This window comes from Pseudomonas sp. TH06 (genome assembly GCF_016651305.1).
In the GTDB taxonomy this organism is placed as follows: domain Bacteria; phylum Pseudomonadota; class Gammaproteobacteria; order Pseudomonadales; family Pseudomonadaceae; genus Aquipseudomonas.
Genome location: NZ_JAEKEC010000001.1, coordinates 4,741,555 through 4,764,909, shown reverse-complemented (window position 1 = coordinate 4,764,909; position 23,355 = coordinate 4,741,555). Strand labels below are relative to the sequence as shown.

General features: G+C 59.6%; 18 protein-coding genes. 7 read left to right on the top strand and 11 right to left on the bottom strand.

All coding sequences use genetic code 11. From position 1 onward, the window contains the following. The first annotated feature begins 293 nt into the window (after positions 1-293). On the top strand, positions 294-1,184 hold the full coding sequence (locus tag JFT86_RS21210) for a tyrosine-type recombinase/integrase (protein ID WP_201238635.1): 891 nt from the start codon (positions 294-296) through the stop codon (positions 1,182-1,184). Here the strand turns inward: JFT86_RS21210 and JFT86_RS21205 are convergent, their stop codons facing one another. The 11 genes from JFT86_RS21205 to JFT86_RS21155 all read right to left on the bottom strand — a co-directional run bounded on the left by JFT86_RS21205 (position 1,185) and on the right by JFT86_RS21155 (position 15,676). Then, a complete protein-coding gene (locus tag JFT86_RS21205; RefSeq protein ID WP_201238179.1) occupies positions 1,185-2,243 on the bottom strand; it encodes an ABC transporter ATP-binding protein in 1,059 nt (352 codons plus the stop codon). After that, positions 2,240-3,835, bottom strand: coding sequence for an iron ABC transporter permease (locus JFT86_RS21200; protein ID WP_201238178.1), 1,596 nt, complete (start codon positions 3,833-3,835; stop codon positions 2,240-2,242). The genes JFT86_RS21205 and JFT86_RS21200 overlap by 4 nt, the downstream gene beginning before the upstream one ends. 3 nt (positions 3,836-3,838) lie before the next feature. Continuing rightward, entirely contained in the window at positions 3,839-4,852 is a 1,014-nt protein-coding gene (locus JFT86_RS21195) for an iron ABC transporter substrate-binding protein (RefSeq protein ID WP_201238177.1), read from the bottom strand. Positions 4,853-5,062: 210 nt separating this feature from the next. Continuing rightward, a complete protein-coding gene (locus JFT86_RS21190) occupies positions 5,063-6,580 on the bottom strand; it encodes a glycosyltransferase family 39 protein (protein WP_201238176.1) in 1,518 nt (505 codons plus the stop codon). Then, complete coding sequence (gene arnT, locus JFT86_RS21185) at positions 6,577-8,298, bottom strand: lipid IV(A) 4-amino-4-deoxy-L-arabinosyltransferase (protein WP_201238175.1); 1,722 nt, start codon at positions 8,296-8,298, stop codon at positions 6,577-6,579. The genes JFT86_RS21190 and arnT overlap by 4 nt, the downstream gene beginning before the upstream one ends. A gap of 56 nt (positions 8,299-8,354) precedes the next feature. After that, a complete protein-coding gene (locus JFT86_RS21180; protein ID WP_242489506.1) occupies positions 8,355-8,978 on the bottom strand; it encodes a histidine phosphatase family protein in 624 nt (207 codons plus the stop codon). Positions 8,979-9,344: 366 nt separating this feature from the next. Further along, a complete protein-coding gene (locus JFT86_RS21175) occupies positions 9,345-9,896 on the bottom strand; it encodes a PqiC family protein (RefSeq protein ID WP_201238174.1) in 552 nt (183 codons plus the stop codon). Positions 9,897-9,913: 17 nt separating this feature from the next. After that, on the bottom strand, positions 9,914-11,569 hold the full coding sequence (locus JFT86_RS21170) for an MlaD family protein (protein WP_201238173.1): 1,656 nt from the start codon (positions 11,567-11,569) through the stop codon (positions 9,914-9,916). A 210-nt stretch (positions 11,570-11,779) separates the two neighbouring features. After that, the gene (locus JFT86_RS21165; protein WP_201238172.1) at positions 11,780-13,081 is read right to left on the bottom strand and encodes an FAD-binding oxidoreductase; all 1,302 of its coding nucleotides are present in this window, start codon (positions 13,079-13,081) and stop codon (positions 11,780-11,782) included. After that, the gene (locus tag JFT86_RS21160; RefSeq protein WP_201238171.1) at positions 13,078-14,166 is read right to left on the bottom strand and encodes a polyamine ABC transporter substrate-binding protein; all 1,089 of its coding nucleotides are present in this window, start codon (positions 14,164-14,166) and stop codon (positions 13,078-13,080) included. The genes JFT86_RS21165 and JFT86_RS21160 overlap by 4 nt, the downstream gene beginning before the upstream one ends. A gap of 151 nt (positions 14,167-14,317) precedes the next feature. Next, entirely contained in the window at positions 14,318-15,676 is a 1,359-nt protein-coding gene (locus JFT86_RS21155; RefSeq protein ID WP_064118134.1) for a glutamine synthetase family protein, read from the bottom strand. Positions 15,677-15,838: 162 nt separating this feature from the next. Here JFT86_RS21155 and JFT86_RS21150 point away from each other — a divergent pair, with 162 nt between their 5' ends. The 6 genes from JFT86_RS21150 (at position 15,839) to JFT86_RS21125 (ending at position 23,339) form a co-directional block, all read left to right on the top strand. Then, positions 15,839-16,744, top strand: a complete 906-nt coding sequence (locus JFT86_RS21150) for a helix-turn-helix domain-containing protein (protein WP_201238170.1) — start codon at positions 15,839-15,841, stop codon at positions 16,742-16,744. A 251-nt stretch (positions 16,745-16,995) separates the two neighbouring features. Then, entirely contained in the window at positions 16,996-18,195 is a 1,200-nt protein-coding gene (locus tag JFT86_RS21145) for an alpha-xenorhabdolysin family binary toxin subunit A (RefSeq protein ID WP_201233420.1), read from the top strand. 27 nt (positions 18,196-18,222) lie between these two features. Then, on the top strand, positions 18,223-19,266 hold the full coding sequence (locus JFT86_RS21140) for an alpha-xenorhabdolysin family binary toxin subunit B (protein WP_201233419.1): 1,044 nt from the start codon (positions 18,223-18,225) through the stop codon (positions 19,264-19,266). 131 nt (positions 19,267-19,397) lie between these two features. Continuing rightward, complete coding sequence (locus JFT86_RS21135; protein ID WP_201238169.1) at positions 19,398-19,907, top strand: sigma-70 family RNA polymerase sigma factor; 510 nt, start codon at positions 19,398-19,400, stop codon at positions 19,905-19,907. After that, entirely contained in the window at positions 19,907-20,869 is a 963-nt protein-coding gene (locus tag JFT86_RS21130; protein ID WP_201238168.1) for a FecR domain-containing protein, read from the top strand. Before JFT86_RS21135 ends, JFT86_RS21130 begins: the two co-directional genes overlap by 1 nt. Positions 20,870-20,936: 67 nt before the next feature. Then, positions 20,937-23,339 carry a TonB-dependent receptor gene (locus JFT86_RS21125; protein ID WP_201238167.1) on the top strand — a complete coding sequence of 801 codons (2,403 nt, stop codon included), beginning with the start codon at positions 20,937-20,939 and terminating at the stop codon, positions 23,337-23,339. Positions 23,340-23,355: the final 16 nt, after the last annotated feature.

The following is a 23,355-nucleotide window of genomic DNA, read 5'->3' as shown; positions in this document are numbered from 1 at the left end:
GCGCGGCAGTTTGAGCACCGCCGCCGCGGGTTCTATTGGAATTAAGGTTATGCCCGTTTTTGTGAAAGGAACATGAAAAAGCGGTCGGCGAATCGTTTATATGAAACTCATACAGCCACTGTTCAGACTTCTACCGTTTATCGTCATTTTTAGTACAGAAGTTCCACAGAAGTGTTCCCTTTATACTGGGAATGTTGCAGTTGTTAGTTGTTGTGTTGAATTGTTTTTACTCAAGGCCTTTACGTTTGACTGACTTGTCCGCTGTCCCGTTGGAAACCCGCCAAACCAATCCGATGACCGTGTATCTGGCGCGTCTGGCGCCCTCCAGCCAACTGACCATGCGCTATGTTTTGCAGGACGCTGCCGACCGCCTCGGTTTCGAAGACATGAATGTCGAAGAGATTCCGTGGCACGCCTTGCAACCCGAAGATGTTGTTGCGTTAGTCGCCGCGTTGCGCGAAGACAACTACGCGCCGAACACTTCCTCGCTCTATGTAAATGCCGTGCGCGGCGTGATGAATGAAGCGTGGCGGATGAGCCTGATCACTCAGGATCATTTGTTGAAGATGCGTTCGGTCAAAGGCATTGCCGGCACGCGTCTGTCCCAGGGGCGCAACTTGAAGCGCACGCTGATTCACGAATTGATGGAGGTGTGCGCTGCCGATCCACGCCCACAAGGGCTGCGCGACGCGGCGGTGATTGGCTTGCTGTACGGCACCGGCATGCGCAAGTCGGAATCGGTGGATCTGGACCTGAATCAGGTCGACTTCAGCGAACGCAGCCTGACCGTCACCGGTAAGGGCAATAAGCAACTGATCAAGTACGCGCCGGCCTGGGCATTCGCCAAGCTCAATGCCTGGCTGGAATTTCGCCGCTCGCAGCTCAAGGAAGGCGAGAGCGACGATGCCTTCCTGTTCAACCGCATCCGCCGTGGCAGCCACATCACCCGCGAGCGCATCACCAAACACGCGATCTATTACATCGCCCGTCAGCGTGGCACGCAGGTCGGGGTGAAGATCATGCCCCACGATTTCCGCCGCTCGTTCATCACCCGGGTGATTGAGGAACACGATCTGTCGATTGCGCAGAAGCTCGCGCACCACAGCAATATCCAGACCACCGCCAACTACGACGTGCGCGACGATAACGAGCGGCGCCGTGCGGTGGATCGCTTCGACCTCTGATCAGGACGCGGCAAACACATGCGCGGCGCCAAGTATCGACAGTTGCACCGCGCTGCCGGCCGGTGGCGCGTGCATGCCGGAGCTGCGCACCAGTAGCGAACGGCCCGAATCCAGAGTGGTTGGCGAGCGCAGTTCGACGGTCAACGTGCAGGTGTTGCCGGCGAAATCGCGCTCAGTGACCACGGCGTTGCAGGCCTGCGCATCGTTGACGCCGTCGGCCACCTGCAATTGCTCCGGGCGCAGCATGATCTGCGCGTTGCCGATGAAGCCATTGCTGTTGACCGGCACCGGGCCGAGATCGCAATGCGCCCAACCGGATTCGATCCGCGCCGGCATCACCACTGCTTCGCCAAGGAAATGCGCGGTCTGCTCATCGTCCGGGTAGCGATAGAGGTCCATCGGATGACCCGATTGCACCAGCCGCCCGCCACGCATGACCGCCAATTGATCGGCAAATGACAGCGCTTCGCCCTGATCGTGGGTGACCAGAATCGTGGTGACACCGGCCTCTTCGAGCAGGCGCGCGACCATTTTGCGCATGGCGCTGCGCAGTCCGGTATCGAGGGCGGAAAACGGCTCGTCGAGCAGCATCAAACGCGGTTGCTGTGCCAGCGCCCGGGCCAGGGACACCCGTTGTTGCTGACCGCCGGACAACTCGTGCGGCCAGCGGCTGGCCATGTTGGCGTCGAGCGCAACGCTGTCCATCAGCTGTGCAATGCGCTCGGTTCTGGCCGCGCCGGTCAGGGCCAGACCGAAGCCGATGTTGGCGGCGACGGTCATGTGCGGAAACAACGCGCCATCCTGCGGCACATAGCCGATCTGGCGTTGGTAGGCCGGCACGGCGTGCGTGCTGTCGACCAGCGTCTGGCCGTTGAGGGTGAGGCTGCCGGCATCGGGGAATTCGAAACCGGCGATCATCCGCAACAGCGTGGTTTTGCCGGAACCGGAGGGGCCGACGATAACGGTGCGGCTGCCGGTCGCGACCGACAGGCAGATGTCGTCCAGCGCTTTCTGTGCGCCAAAGGATTTGCTCAGGGAAATCAGTTCGAGTGCGTTCATCGGCCAGCGGTGCGCCTGGATTGGTGATAGAGAATGGCCGTCAGCGGCAGCGAAAGCAGAACCATCAACAGCGCATAAGGCGCGGCGGCGGCGTAATCGATTTCGCTGGTCATGGCCCAGAAACCGGTGGCCAGGGTCCGCGTGCCGTTAGGGGCAAGCAGTAGCGTTGCGGTCAGCTCATTGGTGATCGCCAGAAACACCAGTGCCGCGCCGGCGGCGGCACCGGGCGCGGCGAGGCGCAGTGTGATCAGCCACAAGGCGCGCAACGGCGAGCGGCCGAGGCTCTGGGCGATGTTTTCCAGTTCAACCGGTGCCTGGGCGAAACCGGCGCGCAGACTGACCAGCGCTCGCGGCAAAAACATCAGCAGGTAAGCGAGCAGCACCGTGATCGTGGTCTGGTAGATCGGCCGGGCGAAATGGATGGTCACGGTGACCAGGGCCAACGCCACGACGATCCCCGGCAACGAGCTGGTGATGTAGTTGCAGCCTTCGAGCAAGCGCTGCAATTTGCCGGGCGCACGAATCGACAACCAGGCAATCGGAATCGCCGCCAGACTGGTCAGCAAGGCACCAGCCACACCGAACGACAGGGTTTGCAGCAGCGCCGGCAACAGCTCGCCACTTTCCCAGACCTCGGCGCCACCCGCGATCAGCCAGCGGCCCAGTGTCAGCAGCGGCACACCGAGCGCGAGCAGGCAGGTCAGGCTTTGCAGGATAAGTCCGAACACCACCGCGCTGCGCTTCAAGCGAATGCTGCGCTGTTCGCGGGCACTGCCTGAGCCGACTCGCGCATAGCGCGCCTGGCCACGGGCGGCGGATTCGACGGTGAGCATCGCCAGACAACATAGGGCGAGCACCCCGGCGAGCATGTTCGCCGCCGGGCCGTTAAAGGTCGACTTGAACTGATCGAAAATCGCCGTGGTGAAGGTGTCGAAACGGATCATCGCGTAGAGGCCGTATTCAGCCAGCAGGTGCAGGCCGACCAGCAACGCACCGCCACAGATCGCCAGACGCAACTGCGGCAACACCACCCGAAAAAACACCGCCCACGGTTTGAGGCCGAGGGATTCGGCAACGTCCTCAATGGCTGGATCGAGACGGCGCAAAGTCGCTGCGATCGGCAGATAAAGAAACGGGAAATAAGCGATCACCGACACCAGCACACCGGCGGGCAAGCCATGAATCGACGGAATCAGGCTGACCCACGCGTAACTGTGCACGAACGCCGGCACCGCCAGCGGTGCCACCGCGAGCAGCGACCACAGGCGCCGACCGGGCAGGTTGGTGCGTTCGGTCAGCCACGCCAGCGTGGTGCCGAGTACGATGCACAGCGGCAGTGTGATCAATACCAGCAACACGGTGTTGATCAGCAGTTCGGCCACCCGTGGGCGGAATACCAAGGCCTGAATGCTCGCCCAACCGGTGGTCCACGACACGCCGATCACAAAAACGATCGGCAGCAGTGACAACAATGAAATGCCAATCGCCAACGCGACCACCCACGAACCTCCGCGACCATTAAGGGCGCGGGATTTCAATGGGCGGTGGGCGGAGGAGGCCGCAGCCACCTCCGCCGGTAAGGTTTCCGGCATCACTTACAACAGTCCGGCCTGAGTCATCAGCTCGACGGCTTTCTTGCTGTCGAGTTTCGACGCATCGACTTTTGGCGCATCAAGATCCTTCAGCGGCGTCAGTTTCGGATTGGACGGCGCGTCCTTGCCGACCGCGTATTCGAAGGAGTTACCGGTGTGGAGAATCTCCTGGCCCTGTTTGCCAGTGATGTACTTGAGGAACTGCTGAGCTTCATCCTGATGTTTGCTGGAGGCCAGCACGCCACCGCCGGAGATGCTCACGAAGGCACCCGGGTCCTGATGCTTGAAATAGTAGAGCTTGGTGTTGTTGCTGTTTTCGCCGGTCTTGGACTGATCGACGAAGCTGTAATAGTGGTAGATCACGCCGCTGTCGATCTGCTCGGCGTTCACCGCTTTGAGCACGGCACTGTTGCCACGGTAGACGGTGGCATTGGTTTTCATGCCTTTGAGCCAATCGAGGGTGGCCGCTTCACCTTTCTGTTGCAGCACGGCGGCGACGATTGCCTGGAAATCCGCGCCGGCCGGGGACGCGGCCCAGCGGCCTTTCCATTCGGGTTTGGCGAGGTCGAGGAGGGATTTTGGCAGGTCTTTTTCCGCCAGTTTGCTCGGGTTGTAGACGAACACGGTGGAGCGCGCGGCGATGCCGATCCATTTGCCGTGAGCCGGGCGATAGGCCGAATCCACTTGTTCCAGCGTCGCCGGCGCCACCGGGGCAAACAGCTTGGCGTTTTCCACCAGCACCATCGCCGGGGAGTTCTCGGTCAAAAACACATCCGCCGGCGAAGCCGCGCCTTCCTGCACCAACTGGTTGCCCATCTCGGTGTCGTCGCCATTGCGAATCGTCACCGGAATCCCGGTTTCTTCGGTGAACCCGGCCACCCAGGCTTTGGTCAGGCTTTCGTGCTGTGCGTTGTAGACCAGCAGGCCAACGCTGTCGGCGGCGAATGCCTGACTCGCACCGAAAAGAGCAGTGACCAGCAAAGCACGCTTCAGAAAGGACGGAAACTGTGGATTCATGACGAGAACGCTCCTGTTTTTTAGACGTTATGGGCAGGCATTCGCGCGCAGACTTCAATGCGAATGATTTGCATATGTTGGGCCGCCGGCAATGTAGAGAAGCAAATGAGAAAAAAACGTCAAACAAACCGTTAATACATGTCATTGCCATTCAGATTAGCAGCGACTCGCCGACGCACGATTGCCGTGCGTCATTCAACGTCGTGATGTTCAGGAGGGATTGGGGATGTAGGCGACGCTCTGATCTTCGCGGCCATGGAAAAACTGCTCGCCGCGTGTCGGTGTGGTGCTGACGATCTGGTGATCGGCGCCGAGGTAATCGAGCGGCAGCGGATCGCCCGTACGGTACTGGGCAACGATGATCGTGCGTTGCGCGTCCCAATGCTGGCCGCTGTTGCGTTCCAGCCACGCGATCATCGCGGCCGAGTTACCGCTGCGCGGAAAGTCACGAGACTCCGGCACGTAGTAGAAGGGCGCGCCGCCGGTTTGCAGGTACATCGGCACTTTGTTGTCGACCTCGACCATGACGAAGCGCCACTGATCCAGCGGAGCCTGCCGGCTGGCTTGCTCGCGCACGTTTTCACCGAAGTGAATCACGCCACCAGCGCTGTTGGTCCACGGATACAGCACGCCGAGTATCGCGACCATTACTGCGCTGGCGACACCAAAACCGATTTTCCATGCACGTCTATCCGTGTTGCCAGCCGCCATGCGCCGGGTGATCCACCACGCGCCGAGCAGTTGCGCGAACGGCACCAGTGGCAACACGTAATAGCTGCGACGGCTGCCGCTGGCGGTGAAGAAGATCATCAGCAAGGCCAGGCCCTTGATCAGCCAGCGTGTTTCAGGCTCGATGTCTCGCCAGTCTCGCAGCGCCACCCGCAGCGCAATGATCCAGCACAGCGCCCACGGCAAGGTGTAGACCGGCAGATACACCAAGTAGGTGTAAATCGGCCCGATGTTGTCGAACGGCTGAAAAAACCGCACGACGTTTTCGCGCAATACCAGGCCCAGACCGCTTTGGCTGTAATTCGCCGCGCCATAGAAGTGCGACAACAGGAACGGCAGCATGTAAAACGCCCCGGCAATCACCAGCGCCGCCGCCAGACGCCAGTTCAGATGACGCTTCCAGCGGCCGTCGTCGAGCAAGTGCGGGAGTAACAACAGGCCGGGCAGGATGAAACCGATCAGGCCTTTGAACAGCGAAGTCAGCGACAGCAGCGCGAAGAACACGATGTAGCGCCAGAGCCGTGTGTCTTCTGGTCCGCGCCAATACCACCAGAAAGCGGCAAGTACGCCGCACACCGTCAAGGAGTCCGCAGTCGCGACCCGCCCCCAGAACACGAAATAGAAGGTGGTCGCGAGCATCCATCCGGCGATAAGCCCGGTGCCTTTGCGAAACAGTTGCTCGCCCAGCAGGTACACCAGCCACACGCTCAACCACGCTGCAATAACCGAAGGCAAACGTAATGACCAAGGCCCCAGACCGCCCGCCAACCAGGCTGAAGCGGTGATCAGCCAGTACGACAGCAACGGTTTGTCGTAGTACGGATCACCCTTGAGATACGGATCGAAATAGTCGCCGCTTTGCAGCATCTGCAAGGCGATGTTGGCCCAGCGGGTTTCCGCGCCCCATAACTCGCGACTGCCCAGCCCGAACAACAGCATCAGCGCAGTCGCTGCCAGCAACAGCCATAACGCTTTGCGTTCGTCTGCCGCTGAGGTCATGGCTGAGTTTTGCTGAAGAGGTAGATTTGCAGGTTGCCGCGCTGGTAATGCTTGCCATCCGGCGGCAACAGCTCGATCTCCTGGGCTTCCTGAACACTGTTGACGCGCATCACCACACCCACCGAGCCTTTTTTGCGCGCCTCGGTCATCCATTGGCCGACGTTGTCCAGACCCACCTTGCGCGAGGCCATCGCCGGGTCATCGAGGCCGTATTTCAGCTCGCCGACGGTGTTGAACAGGTCAACCTGCGGACGCTTCAGGCGCCACGACAAGGCGGATGCGGCGCCGAGGTCGTTGCTCAGCAGTGAAGTGGTTTCGCTCAACGCCTGCTGGTGTTCGGCAATAAACTGATCCGGCATTTTGCTGTCGACGATCTGCGCCGGCATCGCCGCTGGCAGCAGCGCAATCAGCAGACCAATGCCCAATGCCGGCATCGCCCACAAGGTCAGCGGCCGCATGATTTGCAGGGCGTTGGCGATGATCCAGCCGATCAGCACGATGAACACCAGCGACAGGCTGAACATCTCGGTGTTTTGGTAAATCTCTTTGCTTGCCTGCAAGTAGATCAGGGCAATCAGCGCGACACTGGCCAGCACTGTGTTGATCACGCCGTTCAGACGCAGCACCCGCGCGTTACTACTGTCGAGCCAGTTCACCACGGTATGGCCCATCAACAAGGCCAGTGGCATCAGGCACGGCATGATGTAGGTCGGCAATTTGCCGCTGCTCAGGCTGAAGAACGCCAGCGGCAGCAGGAACCACAAAGCGAGGAAGGCAATTTTCGGCTGAGCCTTTTCGCGCCAGGTGCGGATCAACGTCGACGGCAACAACAGCGCCCATGGCAACGTGGCAGCAAACAGCAGCGGCAGGTAGAACCACCATGGCCGCGCATGCTGGGCGTCATCGCCGGCAGCGAAACGGCGGATGTGTTCATGCCAGAAGAAGAATCGCCAGAAGTCCGGTTCGCGTACGTGCACGGCCAGCGCCCACGGCACGCTGACAAGCGCGGCCACCAACACCGCCACCGGGCCAAAGCGCAGCAGTTCGCCAAAACGGCGTTGCCAGATCATGTAGGGCAGGGCGATCAATACCGGCAGCAGCAGAGCGAGAAAGCCTTTGGTCATCAGGCCCATGCCGCACGCCGCGCCCAGCAACGCCCAACTGCCAATCCGCGCCGCGGTGTTGCGACTGTCGATGGCAAACCAGACCGCCACCAGACTCAGGTTGACCCACAAGGTGAACTGCGGATCGAGGTTGGCATATCCGGCCTGACCGGCGATCAAACCAAAACTCATGAACAGCAGCGCGCACGCGGCGCTGAGACGCGGACTGTTCCACAGTCGCTGAGCCAGCAGATAGGTCAGCCAGACACTCACACCGGTGCTCAGCGCCGAGGCGATCCTGACGCCAAACAGGTTGTCGCCAAAAATCGCCTGACCGATGGCGATCATCCAGTAACCGGCAATCGGTTTCTCGAAGTAACGAATGCCCATGAAATGCGGCGCGACCCAGTTGCCGCTCAGGAGCATTTCCTGGCTGATCTGGCCGTAACGGGTTTCATCGGGGATCCATAAGCCGTGGCTCATCAGCGGCAGCAGGTAAAACAGCACAAAGGCGAGGAGCAGACCGGGAATCGCCCAGCGTTCAAATGTTCGTGCTGTTGGCGCTTGCGATAAATGCCGGACAGCGTGGCGCAACGGTTTGTTATCAGACGTCATGACTGGACCTTGGCGCAGATATAAATGTCGGGGGTGAAGCGTTGAATTGAATGGTGTTAGTTCTGCGCATGGGCAAGATTTAATGTCTTCCAGAACGGCACATTAATAATGCCCAGTACGTTTAGTTGTTTATGGCTGTCAATGCGCACCAGCAACACGCTGCCGTATTCGGCGGCAATCGCATGGGGGAAACCGGTCTGCTTTTCAAAGTCGCTGATGCAGCCACTGTGGGTAACCAGCACCAGATTCTGCCCGGCAGTTTTGTGTGCGATCACTTCATCGCGCAGCACTGGGCCGCAGGTGGCCAGCCAGTCTTGCGTGCTGGCGTCCTGACCGAACATGTATTGCGCGGTTTGTGCGGTTCGGGTCAGCGGACTGCTCAGCACTTGAGCCTGCTGCATGCCCAATTGCTGAAAGCCCTGGCCAACGGCCGCCGCCGCGACGCTGCCGACGTGGGTGATGCCATCGGCCGGCCCCAGGCAAGTATTCTCGGAGCGATCGCAGCGTTCGGTATGGCGCACCAGTGCAACCACTTCGCCGACTTGCCAGGCCTGCATCCATTCGGCGGTGACGCGGCTGTTCGCGTGATCCAGATCGGCTGGTGAACGTGGCCAGAACACGAAACCACTGACCAGAATGGCCACGAACCCCACACAAGCCAACGCCAGTAACAAACGCAAACGCAGGGTTCGCGGCGATCTGAATAAAGTTTTTAATTGAAATAACGGCGCCACAATCCTGCCCCTTTGAATGTTCGGTATTTCATTCAGCGCAACGTAAGGCTCAGGCTGTGAGCGACTTTACGACGACCGAGTTGAATGCAGGCTGAACACTACGTTCGGGGGCGTGGCGGGGCAGTGAAGAAGATGTGAAAATATTGCCGGAAGTTACCGGGCACAACTAAAGCGGACATTTGATAAACAAACTCAAATGCAGTTTTGTTTGCGGGTGGGTTCAACAAACATCGAGTGTCGAGTCAAAGCTGAATGAATGAATGATGCTCGCACGCAAGCCTGAAGACGTCAGTATCCAGGCTAATTGCACGCTCAAGGCGTTGGCGGACACCCGCGCGAGTTGCCGGCCGCCTGACTGATCAACGAGGCCAGTTGTTTGACGTTGTTCTGCTGAGCCGCCACCAGATCATCGATGCTCGGCCCGGACGGGGTTTGTAAGGTCGAGCGGCAAGTCACCAGCTCGCTGTCGGTATCACCGAGCGGACGCAGGCGCCATTTCGCATCGATCAAACCATATTGGCCGGGAATCGAGTCAAAGCGCTGCACCTCGATGCGCACCGAGACGTTGCCGCGACCGCTGCTGTTGCTCAGTTGATCGGTCAGCGCACTGCGCAATTCATCCGCCAGGCTCGCGCCCCACCATTCGGTTTCAAGAATCGCCAGGCCACTGTTGCCCTGGCGAATGACGATTTGCGGGCGGTCGACCTGCGGCGGCACGCTGATCCCTTCAATCGGGATTTGCGCGCCGGCGCGGGTGCTGCCCAGTTGCACTGGCGTCAGGGTGTGAAAGCTGATCGGGTCGCTGCGGCAGGCGCCCAGCAACATGAACGCAGCGAGCACGGTGATCTTCAGCGGTACAGCCATCGGTTTGACTCCTGTGCTCAATTGCGTGGCGGTCCTTTCAGATCCAGTGGCGCCGCGTTGTCCGGACGCCCGCGTATCAGCGATTCCGGATGCCGGCCGAGGTAATCCGACAACTCACGCAGCGAGCGCGACATGCGGCCGAGTTCGTCGAGGGTTTCGGTGAGTTTCTCGCGTTGCGGCGAATCTTCGGCCAGGGTCGAACTGGCTGACTGCAGGGTTTTGCTGACATCGGCAAGGGTGCTCTGCACGCCCGGCAAGGTCTTGGCGTTGAACTGGGTCAGGCCTTTGCGCAGTTCGACCAGATTACTGTCGAGGTTGGTGGCGATGCGATCGACCGGGACTTTATTGAGCTTGTCGATTACCGCTTCGAGTTTTTCCTGCAATTGTTCAAGGCTGCCGGGCACGGTCGGAATCACCACCGGACGCAAGGTCGGATCGAAGGCGACTTTTTCGGCTTTCGGGAAGAAATCCAGCGCGACGTACAACTGGCCGGTCAGCAGGTTGCCGCTTCGGGCCTGAGCGCGCAGGCCGTTGTCGATGAAGGTGCCGATCAGGCGAATGCCGGCCGCTTCATCGTTGGGGTCGTGCTTGAACGCCGTGAGCATTTTGCCGTAGGCCATACCGAGGCGCTGCGGGTAAATGACGATGCCGACGTTAAGCGGGAAACTGCGTTTTTTTGCGTCGAAATCGAGGTTGATCGCCACCACCCGGCCGATTTCCATGCCGAGGAATTCCACCGGTGCATCGACCTTGAGCCCGCGCAGGGACTGGTCGAAACGCAGGCTCAGGTATTGCGCCTTGCCGTTGGGCGGGGCGAGGGCGGTTTGCTGGTCGGCGAACAGTTCGAAGTCTTTGTCATCGGCCGCCGCCACGTCGTTGGGGCTGTAGTCCGGCGCACGGAAGGCGATGCCGCCGACCAGCATGGACGACAACGACTCGGTTTTGACCTGGAAGCCGTTGGCGCCGACGCTGACGTCAATCCCGCTGGCGTTCCAGAAACGGGTGTTTTCGGTGACAAAGGCATCGTTGGGCGAATGAATGAACACTTCGATGTTCACGCCTTTGCCACCTTCATCAAGGGCATAGGTGACGACCTGACCGACCGGAATCTTGCGGTAGTAAACCGGCGAGCCGATGTCCAGCGAGCCGAGGTCCTGGGTGTGCAGCATGAAGCGCTTGCCCGGTTCGCCGTAGGTGATCGGCGGCGGATTCTCCAGGCCCTTGAATTGTTTGGCGCGGTTGTTGGCCTGGCCGATATCGGCGCCGATGTAGTCGCCGGAGAGCAGGGTATCGATGCCCGACACGCCACCCGCGCCGATGCGTGGGCGCACCACCCAATACTGTGAGTCTTCGCGGGTAAAGCTTTCGGCCTGTTTGGCCAGTTTGATGGTGGCGTTGACGCTTTTCTGGTCATCGCTCAATTCGACATCGGTGACCTGACCGACCACCACGTTGCGGTATTTGACTTCGGTCTTGTTGGCCACCAGACCGCTGCCGGTCTTGAAGTTGACGGTGATGGTCGGTCCTTCCTGAAGGATGTTATGCACCACCAGCGAAATGCCCACCAGCACCGCCACGATCGGCACGATCCACACCAGCGATATGCCGAAGCGGCGGGTCTTGATGGGGGCCTGGCCTGGTGCTCGCGGCTCGTCGGTGGCTGACGACTTCATCCGTGTCCTCCTCGAATAATTGGGCACTGAGCGTCAGGAACGCAAAAGCACTTCATCAATATAGAAGTGCTTGGCGATAGAGCAAATAAGTAGGGAATGCCAAAGCCGAACCGGTAGGCGCTGCCGCAGGCTGCGATCTTTTGATGTTGTTTTTAAAGATCAAGAGATCGCAGCCTGCGGCAGCTCCAACAGGGCCCGGGTGATCCGGGATCAGCCGAGCATTTCGCGCAGGCGATACCAGAACATGCCCAGTGCCAGCAGCGGCGAGCGCAGGGCCGGGCCGCCGGGGAAGGTCATGTGCGGCACGCCGCTGAACACGTCCATGCCTTGACTGTGGCCGGCCTGTATCGCCTCGCCGAGTAACCTGGCGCACCAGTGGGTGACGTTCAGGCCATGGCCGGAATAGCCTTGGGCGTAGAACACATTCGGGTGTTGCTTGAGACGCCCGACCTGCGGAAAGCGGTTGGCGGTGATGCCGATCTTGCCGCCCCATTGGTAATCGATGCGCACGTCCGCCAGTTGCGGGAAGACCTTGAGCATTTTCGGCCGCATGTAGGCGGCGATATCCGCCGGATCACGCCCGGAATAGTGGCAGGCACCGCCGAACAGCAAGCGCCGGTCCGCCGAGAGCCGGTAATAGTCGAGGCCGACTTTCTGATCGCAAACCGCGACATTCCGCGGGATCAGTTGCGCGGCGCGTTCCTCGGACAACGGCTCGGTGGCGATGATGTAACTGCCAGCCGGCAGCACCTTGCCCGTGAGTTGTTGCTCGAGTTCGTCCAGATGCGCGTTGCAACCCAGTACCAGGCTGCCGGCACGCACGGTACCGCTGGCGCAGCGCACCTGTACGGTCGCGCCGTGGATGATTTCCAGCACCGGACTCTGCTCGAAGATGCGCACGCCCAGTGAGGCCGCCAGCCGTGCTTCGCCCTGCACCAGATCCAGCGGGTGCAGGTGGCCGGAGCCCATGTCCAGCAGTCCGCCGGCATAAATCCCGGAGTCCACCACGTTTTGGCGGATTTGCTCGGGGCCGATCATGCGGGTTTCGTGGGCGTAACCAAGCTCGGCGAGATCGACCAGTTCTTCCTTGAAGGCATCGAACTGCGCACTGGTGTTGGCCAGGTCACAGAAGCCCCAGCGCAGGTCGCACTCGATGGCGTTGGCCTCGATGCGCTGGCGCACCAGTTCTACCGAGTCGATCCCGGCGCGCTGCAAATAGCGCACGCCTTCTTGCCCGACATACTTGGCGAAGCCTTCGACTTCATGGCCGATGCCACGGATCAACTGACCACCGTTGCGCCCGCTGGCGCCCCAGCCGATGCGCCGGGCTTCGATCAAAATCACCGACAACCCGCGCTGCGCCAGTTCGATGGCCGTGTTGACCCCGGTGAACCCGCCGCCGATCACGCAGACATCGGCGCTCAAATCACCGTCGATGACCGGGTAAGGGTTGGACGCCCGAGCCGAAGCTGCGTAATAGGAACGGGCATGTTCTGCTGTGTACTGATTCATTTGTTGGACTTCACTTTGCTCCAGGACCGGGTCATCAGACGCATGATCGCCTGGGGCGGGGTAGAGGAGATGTAGAGCTTGTCGAGCACGGCCTGGGATGGGTAAACCTCAGGGTTGTTGACCAGGTCCTTATCCATGTACTGCTTGGCGGCCGGGTTCGGGTTGGCGTAACCGACCGACGCGCTGACCTTGGCGATAACTTGTGGATCGAGCAGGTAATTGATGAAGGTGTGCGCTTCTTTTTCGTTGCTGGCGTCGGCGGGAATGGCCAACAAGTCGAACCACAGGTTGGCGCCTTCTTTCGGAATGGCGTAGGCGATGTTCACGCCGTTCTTGGCTTCCTTGGCGCGGTTGGCGGCCTGGAACACGTCGCCGGAATAGCCGAAGGCCACGCAGATATCGCCGTTGGCCAGGTCCGAGACGTATTTCGAGGAATGGAAATAGGTGATGTACGGACGAATGCTCAGTAGTTTGGCTTCGGCCTTTTTGAAGTCTTCCGGGTTCTCGCTGCGCGGGTCCATGCCCATGTAGTTGAGGATGGCCGGGAATACCTCGTCCGCCGAGTCCATCATCGACACGCCGCACTGCGAGAGTTTCTTGATGTTTTCCGGCTCGAACAGCACGGCCCAGGAATCGATGTGATCGATGCCCAGCACTTGCTTGACCTTGTCGACGTTGTAGCCGATGCCGTTGGTGCCCCACAGGTACGGCACCGAATGCTGGTTGCCCGGATCGTTTTTCTCCAGCAGTTCGAGCAGTTTCGGGTCGAGGTTTTTCCAGTTCGGCAACTGCTCTCGATCCAGTTTGAGAAACGCGCCGGCCTTTACCTGACGGGCGAGGAAGTGGTTGGACGGCACGACCACGTCATAGCCGGTGCGCCCGGCGAGCAACTTGCCTTCGAGGGTTTCGTTGGAGTCGAAAACGTCGTAGATCACCTTGATCCCGGTTTTGTTCTGGAAGTCGGCGAGGGTGGTTTCGCCGATGTAATCGGTCCAGTTGTAGACGCTGACCTGAGGCTGGGCCTGAGCGCCGGCACTGCATGCCAGGGCCAGAGCTGCGGGAATCAGGGATTTCAATAGACGCATAACGACACCTCTTCGAATTATTGGATTTTTCAGGTGGTTCTCTAGTGTTTAAGCTGCCGCCATCGCGAGCAGGCTCACTCCTACAGGTGAGCGCTTTCCAAATGTAGGAGTGAGCCTGCTCGCGATAGCGGTGGTACTGACAACGAAGGTCTTAGACGCTCAGCATCAGGAACTCGCGCTCCCACGAGCTGATCACGCGTTTGAAGTTCTCGTGCTCGGCGCGTTTCACCGCGACGTAGCCGCGGACAAACTTGTCGCCGAGGTAGTGCGCGACGGTCTCGCACTCTTCCATCTGCGTCAGCGCTTCTTCGATGGTGATCGGCAGGCGGAGGTTGCGGCGTTCGTAGGCGCGGCCTTGTACTGCAGCGCTCGGCTCGATGCCCTCGACCATGCCGATGTAACCGCAGAGCAGGCTCGCGGCGATCGCCAGGTACGGGTTGGCATCGGCGCCTGGCAAGCGGTTTTCCACGCGCATGGCTTCAGGGCTGGAGGTCGGCACACGCAAACCGACGGTGCGGTTTTCTTCGCCCCATTCGACGTTGACCGGCGCCGAGGTGTCCGGCAGGAAGCGGCGGAACGAGTTGACGTTCGGCGCGAACATCGGCAGCACTTTCGGGATGTACTTCTGCAAACCGCCGATGTAATGCAGGAACAACTCGCTCATTTGCCCGTCGGCGTTGGCGAAGATCGGTTTGCCCGTGGCGATGTCCACCACGCTCTGGTGGATGTGCATGGCGCTGCCCGGCTCGTCGCCAATCGGCTTGGCCATGAACGTCGCCGCGACGTTGTGCTTGAGCGCAGCCTCACGCATGGTGCGTTTGAACACGGTGATCTGGTCGGCCAGATCCAGCGCGTCGCCGTGACGAAAGTTGATTTCCATCTGCGCCGGGCCGTCTTCGTGAATCAGGGTGTCGAGGTCCAGACCTTGCAGCTCGCACCAGTCGTAGACGTCTTCGAACAGCGGATCGAATTCGTTGGCGGCGTCGATGGAAAACGACTGACGACCACTTTCCGCGCGGCCCGAACGACCCAACGGCGCCTTGAGCGGCAAGTCCGGGTCTTCACAGCGCTGGGTCAGGTAGAACTCCATTTCCGGCGCGACAATCGGCTTCCAGCCTTTGTCGGTGTACAGCTGCAAGACTTTCTTCAGCACGTTGCGCGGCGACAGTTCGATCGGGTTGCCGAACTTGTCGAAAGTGTCGTGAATAACGATGGCGGTCGGCTCGATCGCCCATGGAATCACGTACACGGCGTCTGCCACTGGCTTGCAGACCATGTCGATGTCGGCAGGATCGAGCAGGTCGTAGTAGATGTCGTCGTCGACAAAATCCCCGGTTACCGTTTGCAGCAGCACACTTTCCGGCAGGCGCATGCCTCGCTCATGCAGGAACTTGTTGGTGGGTGCGATCTTGCCGCGGGCGATGCCAGTCAGGTCGCTGACCACACATTCAACTTCGGTAATCTTGTGATCTTTCAGCCACGTGAACAGCTGATCGAAAGGGGCATTCATAAAGACCTCGTTATTGGTTTTATAGACGCCGGAGAGGGCGGGTTTCATCTTCCGCCCCTTCCCCTGTGGCGCGTTGACGACTATCTTGGGCTCGCCTTGCAGTTCCATCTATCCACTTTAAGCAGCACCAAAGCGCACCAAAAGAGTGCGCAAGGTCACCCCATGACAACGTGCAATCCGTTACAGGTTCAAGCGTTCAACACCGCTGATGTCTCCGAGCAAATCCGCGCCACACCGGGTTGGGTCCAGCATTACCAGCAGATGTCGCCAGGGCATTTCGCCGGGCAAATCAGGTATCTGGACCTGCAAGGTGTCGAGGTTTATGAAGAGCAGATGAACACCCGGGTCGAGCAGAATTTCAGCGCGCCGTCGGGTGCCCTCGCGTTCTGTTTCGATCGCAGCGACAACGCGCTGTATCTGCTCAATGAAGACAGCCGAAACATTTGGATCACCCCGGAGAATTACCAGGAAATCGCCGTGGTCTTCGGCCCGGAATTTGTCCGTCAACATGGCCTGGACGTGGCGAAACTCGAAGGTTTGTTCATGGCGCCGCTCAATGGCGGACAGAACGCCTTGTTCAGTCGCTGGTTAAGCTCGACTCTCACGAAGTTGACGCAAGCCATTGATATGCCTAGCAAAGAGGCATTGACTCAACAGCTATTGGAAGACTGTCTGTTCATCCTCGATAACGCCCGAGTCAATCTCGACCGTGGCGGCTTGCAGCGCCGCACCGAGGAACGAACGATCATGAAGCGCGTCGGCGAATGGGCCGCCGACTCCCCCGAAGAAACCCTCAACCTGCTCGAGCTTTCAAACGTGGCGGGCGTCTCGCTGCGTCAGTTACAGCAAGCCTTCAAGGATTACACCGGGATGACGCCGAGCCACTGGTTGCGCCTGCGCCGGTTGAACAGCGCCCACCGCGAATTGCTCAACCGCAGGCCTACGGAAACCACGGTGGCCGAAGTGGCGATGAACTGGTCGTTCTGGCATCTGGGACGGTTTTCCAGCAGCTATCGGGCGCTGTTCAACGAGTTGCCCAGCGAGACGCTTAAACGTACGCATAAATAAAACGCTCGACGTATCGAGCGTTTTTGTTTCGACTGTGCGCTTTGTTTGTAATCCCTCGGTGTAGGACATCTCCGGTAGATGTAGCTCGATGTTTCCAAGGCAACCATCTCTGCGTCACGATTCTTTTTAAATCAATAGCTTGCCGCACACTCATAAAGTCGATTGATTCCTTGGAGCCATGCAAAAACGTCATCTAGCGTTCTGCTGGCCGACGCAATGGTGCGTCGTCTTTCATGAACCGAGGTTATCCGATGGCTGTTCCATTGAGCGATACAGAAAGCAGCAATAATCTCCCGCAGGCAGTCCTACATCTTATTTCCGGTCAATACCCAGGCGTGGCACGCGACGCCGGGATCCTGACCAAAGAAGACGTGATCAAGATCAAGCAGTACGTGAAGAAAGGCCTGTCGCTGCCGGGCGAGTTGGCGGAAGTCGAGTCGTATCTCAAGTACAAGAAGATCGACGTCGCCGGCCTTGAACCTGCCGATATTCAGGTGCTGTTCAAGAAAATCCGCATCCACGCCGCCAGTTGGGATGCCGTGGAAAGTAAGATCATCCAGCAAAGCATCGATCTCGCCTCCGCCGCCAAAAACATCGTCAGCAGCGGCGGTGAAATCATTTCCGTGATCAAGGAAATGCCGATCATGGACCGCGTCAGAACCACGCTTGGGCAGATGTCCGGCAATGACCTGGCCGGTATCAGATACACCAGTGACGATGGCGAAGTGGCTTCGGCGGTGGCCGACATCATCAAGCTGATGCGCGTCGATATTCAGCGTCAGCAGGGTGCGACCAAAGAGCTCAAGGAGCGGATATCCAACTTCAAGATAGAACTCGCCGGTGGCGACCTGTCGAGCGGCAAGCGTGTATTCGGTTTGCAGTCGGAAGTGAAGGGCAAATATGACCTGATGGAGCGCAATAACCTGGTGGAGTCGATCGCCAGCAGCAAGCAAACCATCAAGGACAAAAAAGCCCGGATCATCCAGCTGGACAAGGATTACGACTACTACGTGGGAATGTCTTTTTCCGGTGGATTGCCGATTTTCTGGCCGATTTCCGGCTCGATCTTCGGCCCGAAAGCCGAGACCGCACGCAAGGAACGCAACGCGCTGAAGACCGAGGTCGATGCGCTGGAAGCGTCGGTCAGCGGCAAGGAAAACCTGCAAAGCGCCATCGAAAGCTCAATGTCGAATTTCGGTGACATCGGCATCCGCATGGCCGGCGCCGAAGCGGCACTGAACATCCTCAACACCATGTGGCAAACCATTCTGAGCAAGGTCGATGCGTCGGCGCAGCAATTCGAGCGCATCGACGATGCCTTGCGCCTGACGTCTTTTGTCGCCGAGTTCGCGCTGGTGATCGATCCATGGCGTGACGTGAAAAACACGGCGGGTGAATTGGTGGCCACGTTCAATGACGCCCTGGACGAATACAAAAAGAGCTTTCATTGATTGCCGACTGACTCAAGGAGATTTGCCATGAACGGCGTGACATCTATCAATACCCAACACATCCCGGCATTCGACGTTAAAAAAATCGTCCAGACCATTCGCGATATTTCGCGGCTGGCGCGATTTCGCAATGAACACGACGACGTCCTGCAAGAAAGAGCACAGAACGTCAGCGCTTACCTGAACAACACCGATCAAACCCTGCGCGAGTCCTTCCCGGTCTTGCTCACCGCGTTGAGCGCTGCATCGGGGGACAGCTACTTCGCAGCGTTGCTGGAGTTGCGTGAAGCCTTGGGCCGCAACGATCTGAGCACGGAAGACCGCGAGATGGTCAGCGCTGAAATCGGCAATATCAAGGGCAACGTCGAGGCAATGCTGGCGCGGGTTGAGGCGCGCTTCATTGATTGTGCGCAGCACCTGGAACGCGACGTGTGCAGTGTCTACAAGGTCGAAATCGACGGGCGCGCGGATGAGCCATTGAACATGGCCAAGCTGCGCAAGGCGCGAATTCTGGCGCAACTGAGCGAGCACTGCGCCAACAAGGCGAAGTGTCAGGAGCAGCGTGACGTTCTGGTCAAGGCGCAGGATGTGATCCGCGAGTTCAATCTGGCCGACATGTACAAGAACTACATTCCCAGCGGCAAAGCGCTGGACGACATCGACATGGAGAATCCGAAAAAGGAGGCGGTCAAGCAGGGTATTGAACTGGTTCGCAAAGTGCTGGGTGTCGTCTCCGAAGGCATCAAGTACAGCGAACTGGCGACCTCGCGGAACAATCTGGACAAGGAAATCGAGAGCATCGCGCAGTTGATGGACGGGCTGAACGACGACCTGCAAATGGCCGAAGATGTCTTGGCGGACGCGCAAGCGGTGGTCGACGTCAGTCGTCTGCGCAGGGTCGCGGGGGAGGAGATCATGGCGGTTGCCAATGTCTGGAAAGGCTTTGCGATGGCGCTTGAACGACTCCACGGCACTGATTACGTGCAAAGCGATCTGACCTCGCTGCTGGGCCGTTATCAGGCTCACCTCGAGTCGCTGAGCGCGGACTACAACGCACTGATGATCAGTTGAGAGGAGGGCGCGACTGATCTTGCGGTTGGCCGCGCCTGTCTTGCCTGTGCACGAGAAAGACCTTTGTATCGCGGATGAACTTAATTAGAATCAGTCTCATTTGAATTCTTCTTCGCGCAGGGTCTCTTGACATGATTGAAGCCGCCGCACCCTCGGAACAGAGCCTGCAGCAACTGTATCGAGACCATCGAGGCTGGCTGGAAACCTGGTTGCGTCGCCGGATGGGCAACGCCTGGGATGCCGCAGATCTGAGTCAGGACACGTTCTTGCGCGTGCTGTGCAGCGCTCAGCCAATTGCCGACATGCGCGAACCACGCGCCTATTTGCTGACCGTGGGCAAACGCCTGCTGAGCAATTTCTACACCCGCCGCAGCCTGGAAAAAGCCTATCTAGAGGCCCTCGCACAATTGCCGGAGGAGAGCGTGCCTTCGCCGGAGCATCGCTGGTTGCTGCTGGAAACCTTGCAGGCGCTGGATGAATTGCTCGATGGTTTGCCACGGCCGGTGCGTCGGGCGTTTTTGTGGAGCCAGCTCGAAGGCCTCGGTTATCGCGAGATCGCCGAGCGTTTGCAGGTCTCTGAACGCACGGTCAAACGCTACATGGCGCAAGCCTATGAGCATTGCTTGCTGGTGGATTTCTGATGCGTGTCGCCCCCAGCGCCGAAGCACGAGAAGTGGCCCGCGCCGCCGCGCAATGGTTGGCATTGCTGGAATCCGGCGAGGCTACGGAGGACGATCAGGTGCGCCTGCAACACTGGCGCAGCAGCGATAGCCGGCATGAACACGCCTGGCAGAAGATTCAACTGTTACGCCAACGCTTTACCGCGCTGCCCTCGGCATTGGCCATGGCGACGCTGGACCGTCCGGATCCGGCACGTAGGGCAGCGCTGAAACGCGCGCTCGGTCTGGCGGCGCTGGTGCCCGCCGCGTGGCTGATCAGTCGGCAATTGCCGCTGGACGTCTGGCGCGCCGATTTGCACACCGGCATCGGCGAACATAAACGGGTGCTACTGGCCGATGGCAGTTCGTTGCAACTCAACACGGCGAGCGCGGTGAATGTCGATCTTGCTGCGCGTCAGTTGACGCTGCTGCGCGGTGAAATGGCGCTCAACGTTCCCGGTAATTCAGCGCTGATGATCAACGCGCCTTACGGCCGGATCAGCGTCAGTCGCAGTGAAGTCTGCGTGCGTCTCAATGAGCGCGACTGCAACGTCTCGGTGGTCCGCGGCGCGGTGCAATTACAACCGCTGCACGGGCCGGCGCTGACGTTGCAGCAAGGCCAGCAAGTCACGCTGCAAGCCAACGGGGCCGGGCCGGTTACGGCATTCGACGCGTTGATGCCGGGCTGGCGCGAAGGCGTGTTGATGGCGCAGAACCAGCCGCTGGGCGATTTCCTGCGCGAGTTGAGCCGTTATCGCTCCGGGTTGTTGCGTTGGGATCCTGTCCTGGAAAACCTGCGTATCACAGGCAGTTTCCGTCTCGATAACACCGATCAAGTGCTGTCGTTGCTGGCAGCGAGTCTGCCGGTCGAGGTTCATACGCGCACGCGTTTCTGGGTGTCGCTGGTCCCTCGAAACATTCGCCCCGCAGAAAAAACTGGCTGAAGCCTGTCCCTTTTTTTCGCCTCGCTGGTCATTCCAGGCAAGTGAACAAAATCGAGAGCTTCTTCCAATGCCCGCAGTATTCCCCAGTCGTTTGCGTCCGTTGTTGCAGTTGAGTTTGTTGCTGAGCCTGAGTGCCAGTCCTGTACTGATTCAGTCCAGTTGGGCCGACGAGTCTGCACTGCGCAGTTATCAGGTGCCGGCCGGCAGCCTGAGTTCGGCGCTGACCCGCTTTGCCGGTTTGGCCGGCGTCAATCTGTCGGTGGACCCGGCACTGGTCAGCGGGCGCAACAGCAATGGCTTGTCCGGTGATTTCGGTGTGGAGGAGGGCTTCACCCGGTTGTTGCTGGGCTCCGGCCTGCAACTGCAACCGGTGGGCGAGCAGGCTTACACGCTGATTCCGGCGGCGCAGGGCAGTAGCCTGCAACTGGCGCCGACCTCGATTCTCGGCGCCACCGACTCCTCGGGCGCGGACGTGTTTGCGGGTGGCCAGGTTGCCCGCCGAGGCTCGCAAGGGCTGCTGGGGTCGAAAGACTTCATGGAAACGCCGTTCAGCATGACCACTTACACCAGCGAGACGGTCAAGAACCAACAGGCCCGAACCCTCGGCGACCTGATCGCCAGTGACCCGTCGGTGCGTGCGACCAACCCGGCGGGCGGGCGCTATGAGCAGTTCACCATCCGTGGCTTCAGCCTGTTCAACAGTGATGTCGCTTACAACGGTCTGTACGGCGTATTGCCGACGTACACGATCGACATGGAAATGGCCGATCGCGTCGACATCCTCAAAGGTCCGAGCCAACTCATCAACGGTATTTCACCGCGAGGCAGTGTTGGCGGCGGGATCAACGTCGTGCCGAAACGTGCCAGCGATAAACCCATTACCTCGTTGACCGCCAATTACGCGTCGAACAATCAAATCGGCGGCGCGGTAGATGTCGGCCGGCGTTTTGGCGAGGACAACCAGTTCGGTTTGCGTTTCAACGGCGTCAAGCAGTCCGGTGATACCGAGTGGGATCACCAGAGCGTCGACCGCGACATGGCGGTGCTGGGCCTGGACTTTCGCGGCGAGCGACTGCGCGTGTCCACGGATGTCGGCCATACCGAACGCGATACCGACGCACCACAGGAGCGCGTGCAAGTCGGCGCCAATGCCAAGGTGCCGAACGCCAACGATGTACGCGACAACTATGCGCAACCCTGGAGCCAGGCGCGGACCAAGGACACCTTTGGCACGGTCAACGGCGAGTTCGATGTCAGTGATTCGGTGATGGTGTACGGCGGTGTCGGTGCGCGCAAAAGCAATCACGATTTCCTCCGCCATGCCGTTTCAGTCACCAACGACGCCGGCGATTTCAGCGTGCAACCACGTGATTTCACCCGTGACGAAAATGTCCGCACTGCCACGGCGGGCGTGCGCAACTGGTTCCACACCGGCCCGGTCAGCCACGAAGTAAACCTGGCCGCCAGCTACTTCTATATGGACTTTGAAAACGGCGGCGCCCGTTATGCGGCGGGCCGCAGCAACCTCTATGACCCGGTGGAAACGGCCAAACCCGGCACGCCAACGCGCAATGACGCGAAGGTCTACACCGAGAACCGCTTCAGTGGCGTGGCGCTGTCCGACACCCTCGGCTTCTTTGATGATCGCCTGTTGCTGACCCTTGGCGCGCGCTGGCAGCGGGTCAAGGTCGATGACTGGAGCGATGACGTAAAAGGCGATACGGCTTACGACGAGGAAAAGGTCTCGCCGTCGGGCGGCATTCTGTTCAAGGCAACGGACAAGTTGTCGCTGTACGCCAACTACATGGAGGGACTCAGCCAAGGCAAGATCGCGCCTTCGACGTCGATCAACGAGGACGAAATCTTCCCGCCGTTCATCAGTCGTCAGGTCGAAGTCGGCGCCAAGTACGATGCCGGTGCGTATGCCCTGACCGCTGCGGTGTTCCGCATCAAACAGCCTGCGTACGAAACCAACGCCACGACGCGGGTCTTCGGCCCGAACGGCAAACGGCAGAACGACGGGGTCGAATTGAGCGTGTTCGGTGAGCCGCTGAAAGGCTTTCGCTTGCTCGGTGGCGTGATGTACATCGACAGCGAATTGACCAAGACCACCAACGGCACATTCGATGGCAACCGTGCGCCGGCGACGCCGAAATACAACGTCAACCTCGGTGCGGAGTGGGATGTGCCGAACGTGCAGGGACTGACGTTGACCGGGCGCGGCCTCTATTCCAGCTCGCAGTATCTGGATCAGTCGAATGACAAGGAAATCGATTCCTGGGAGCGCTTTGACGTAGGTACGCGATACGCCTTCAAGGTCGATGAGAAAACCATCACCCTACGCGCCAATGTCGAGAACGTGCTGGATAAACGCTACTGGAGTTCGGCAGGCGCTTCGGATGACAGCGAGCCGGGGCTGACGCTGTCGACGCCGAGAACTTATCTGCTTTCAGCGACGGTGGATTTTTAGAGCCGAGTGGCGAATA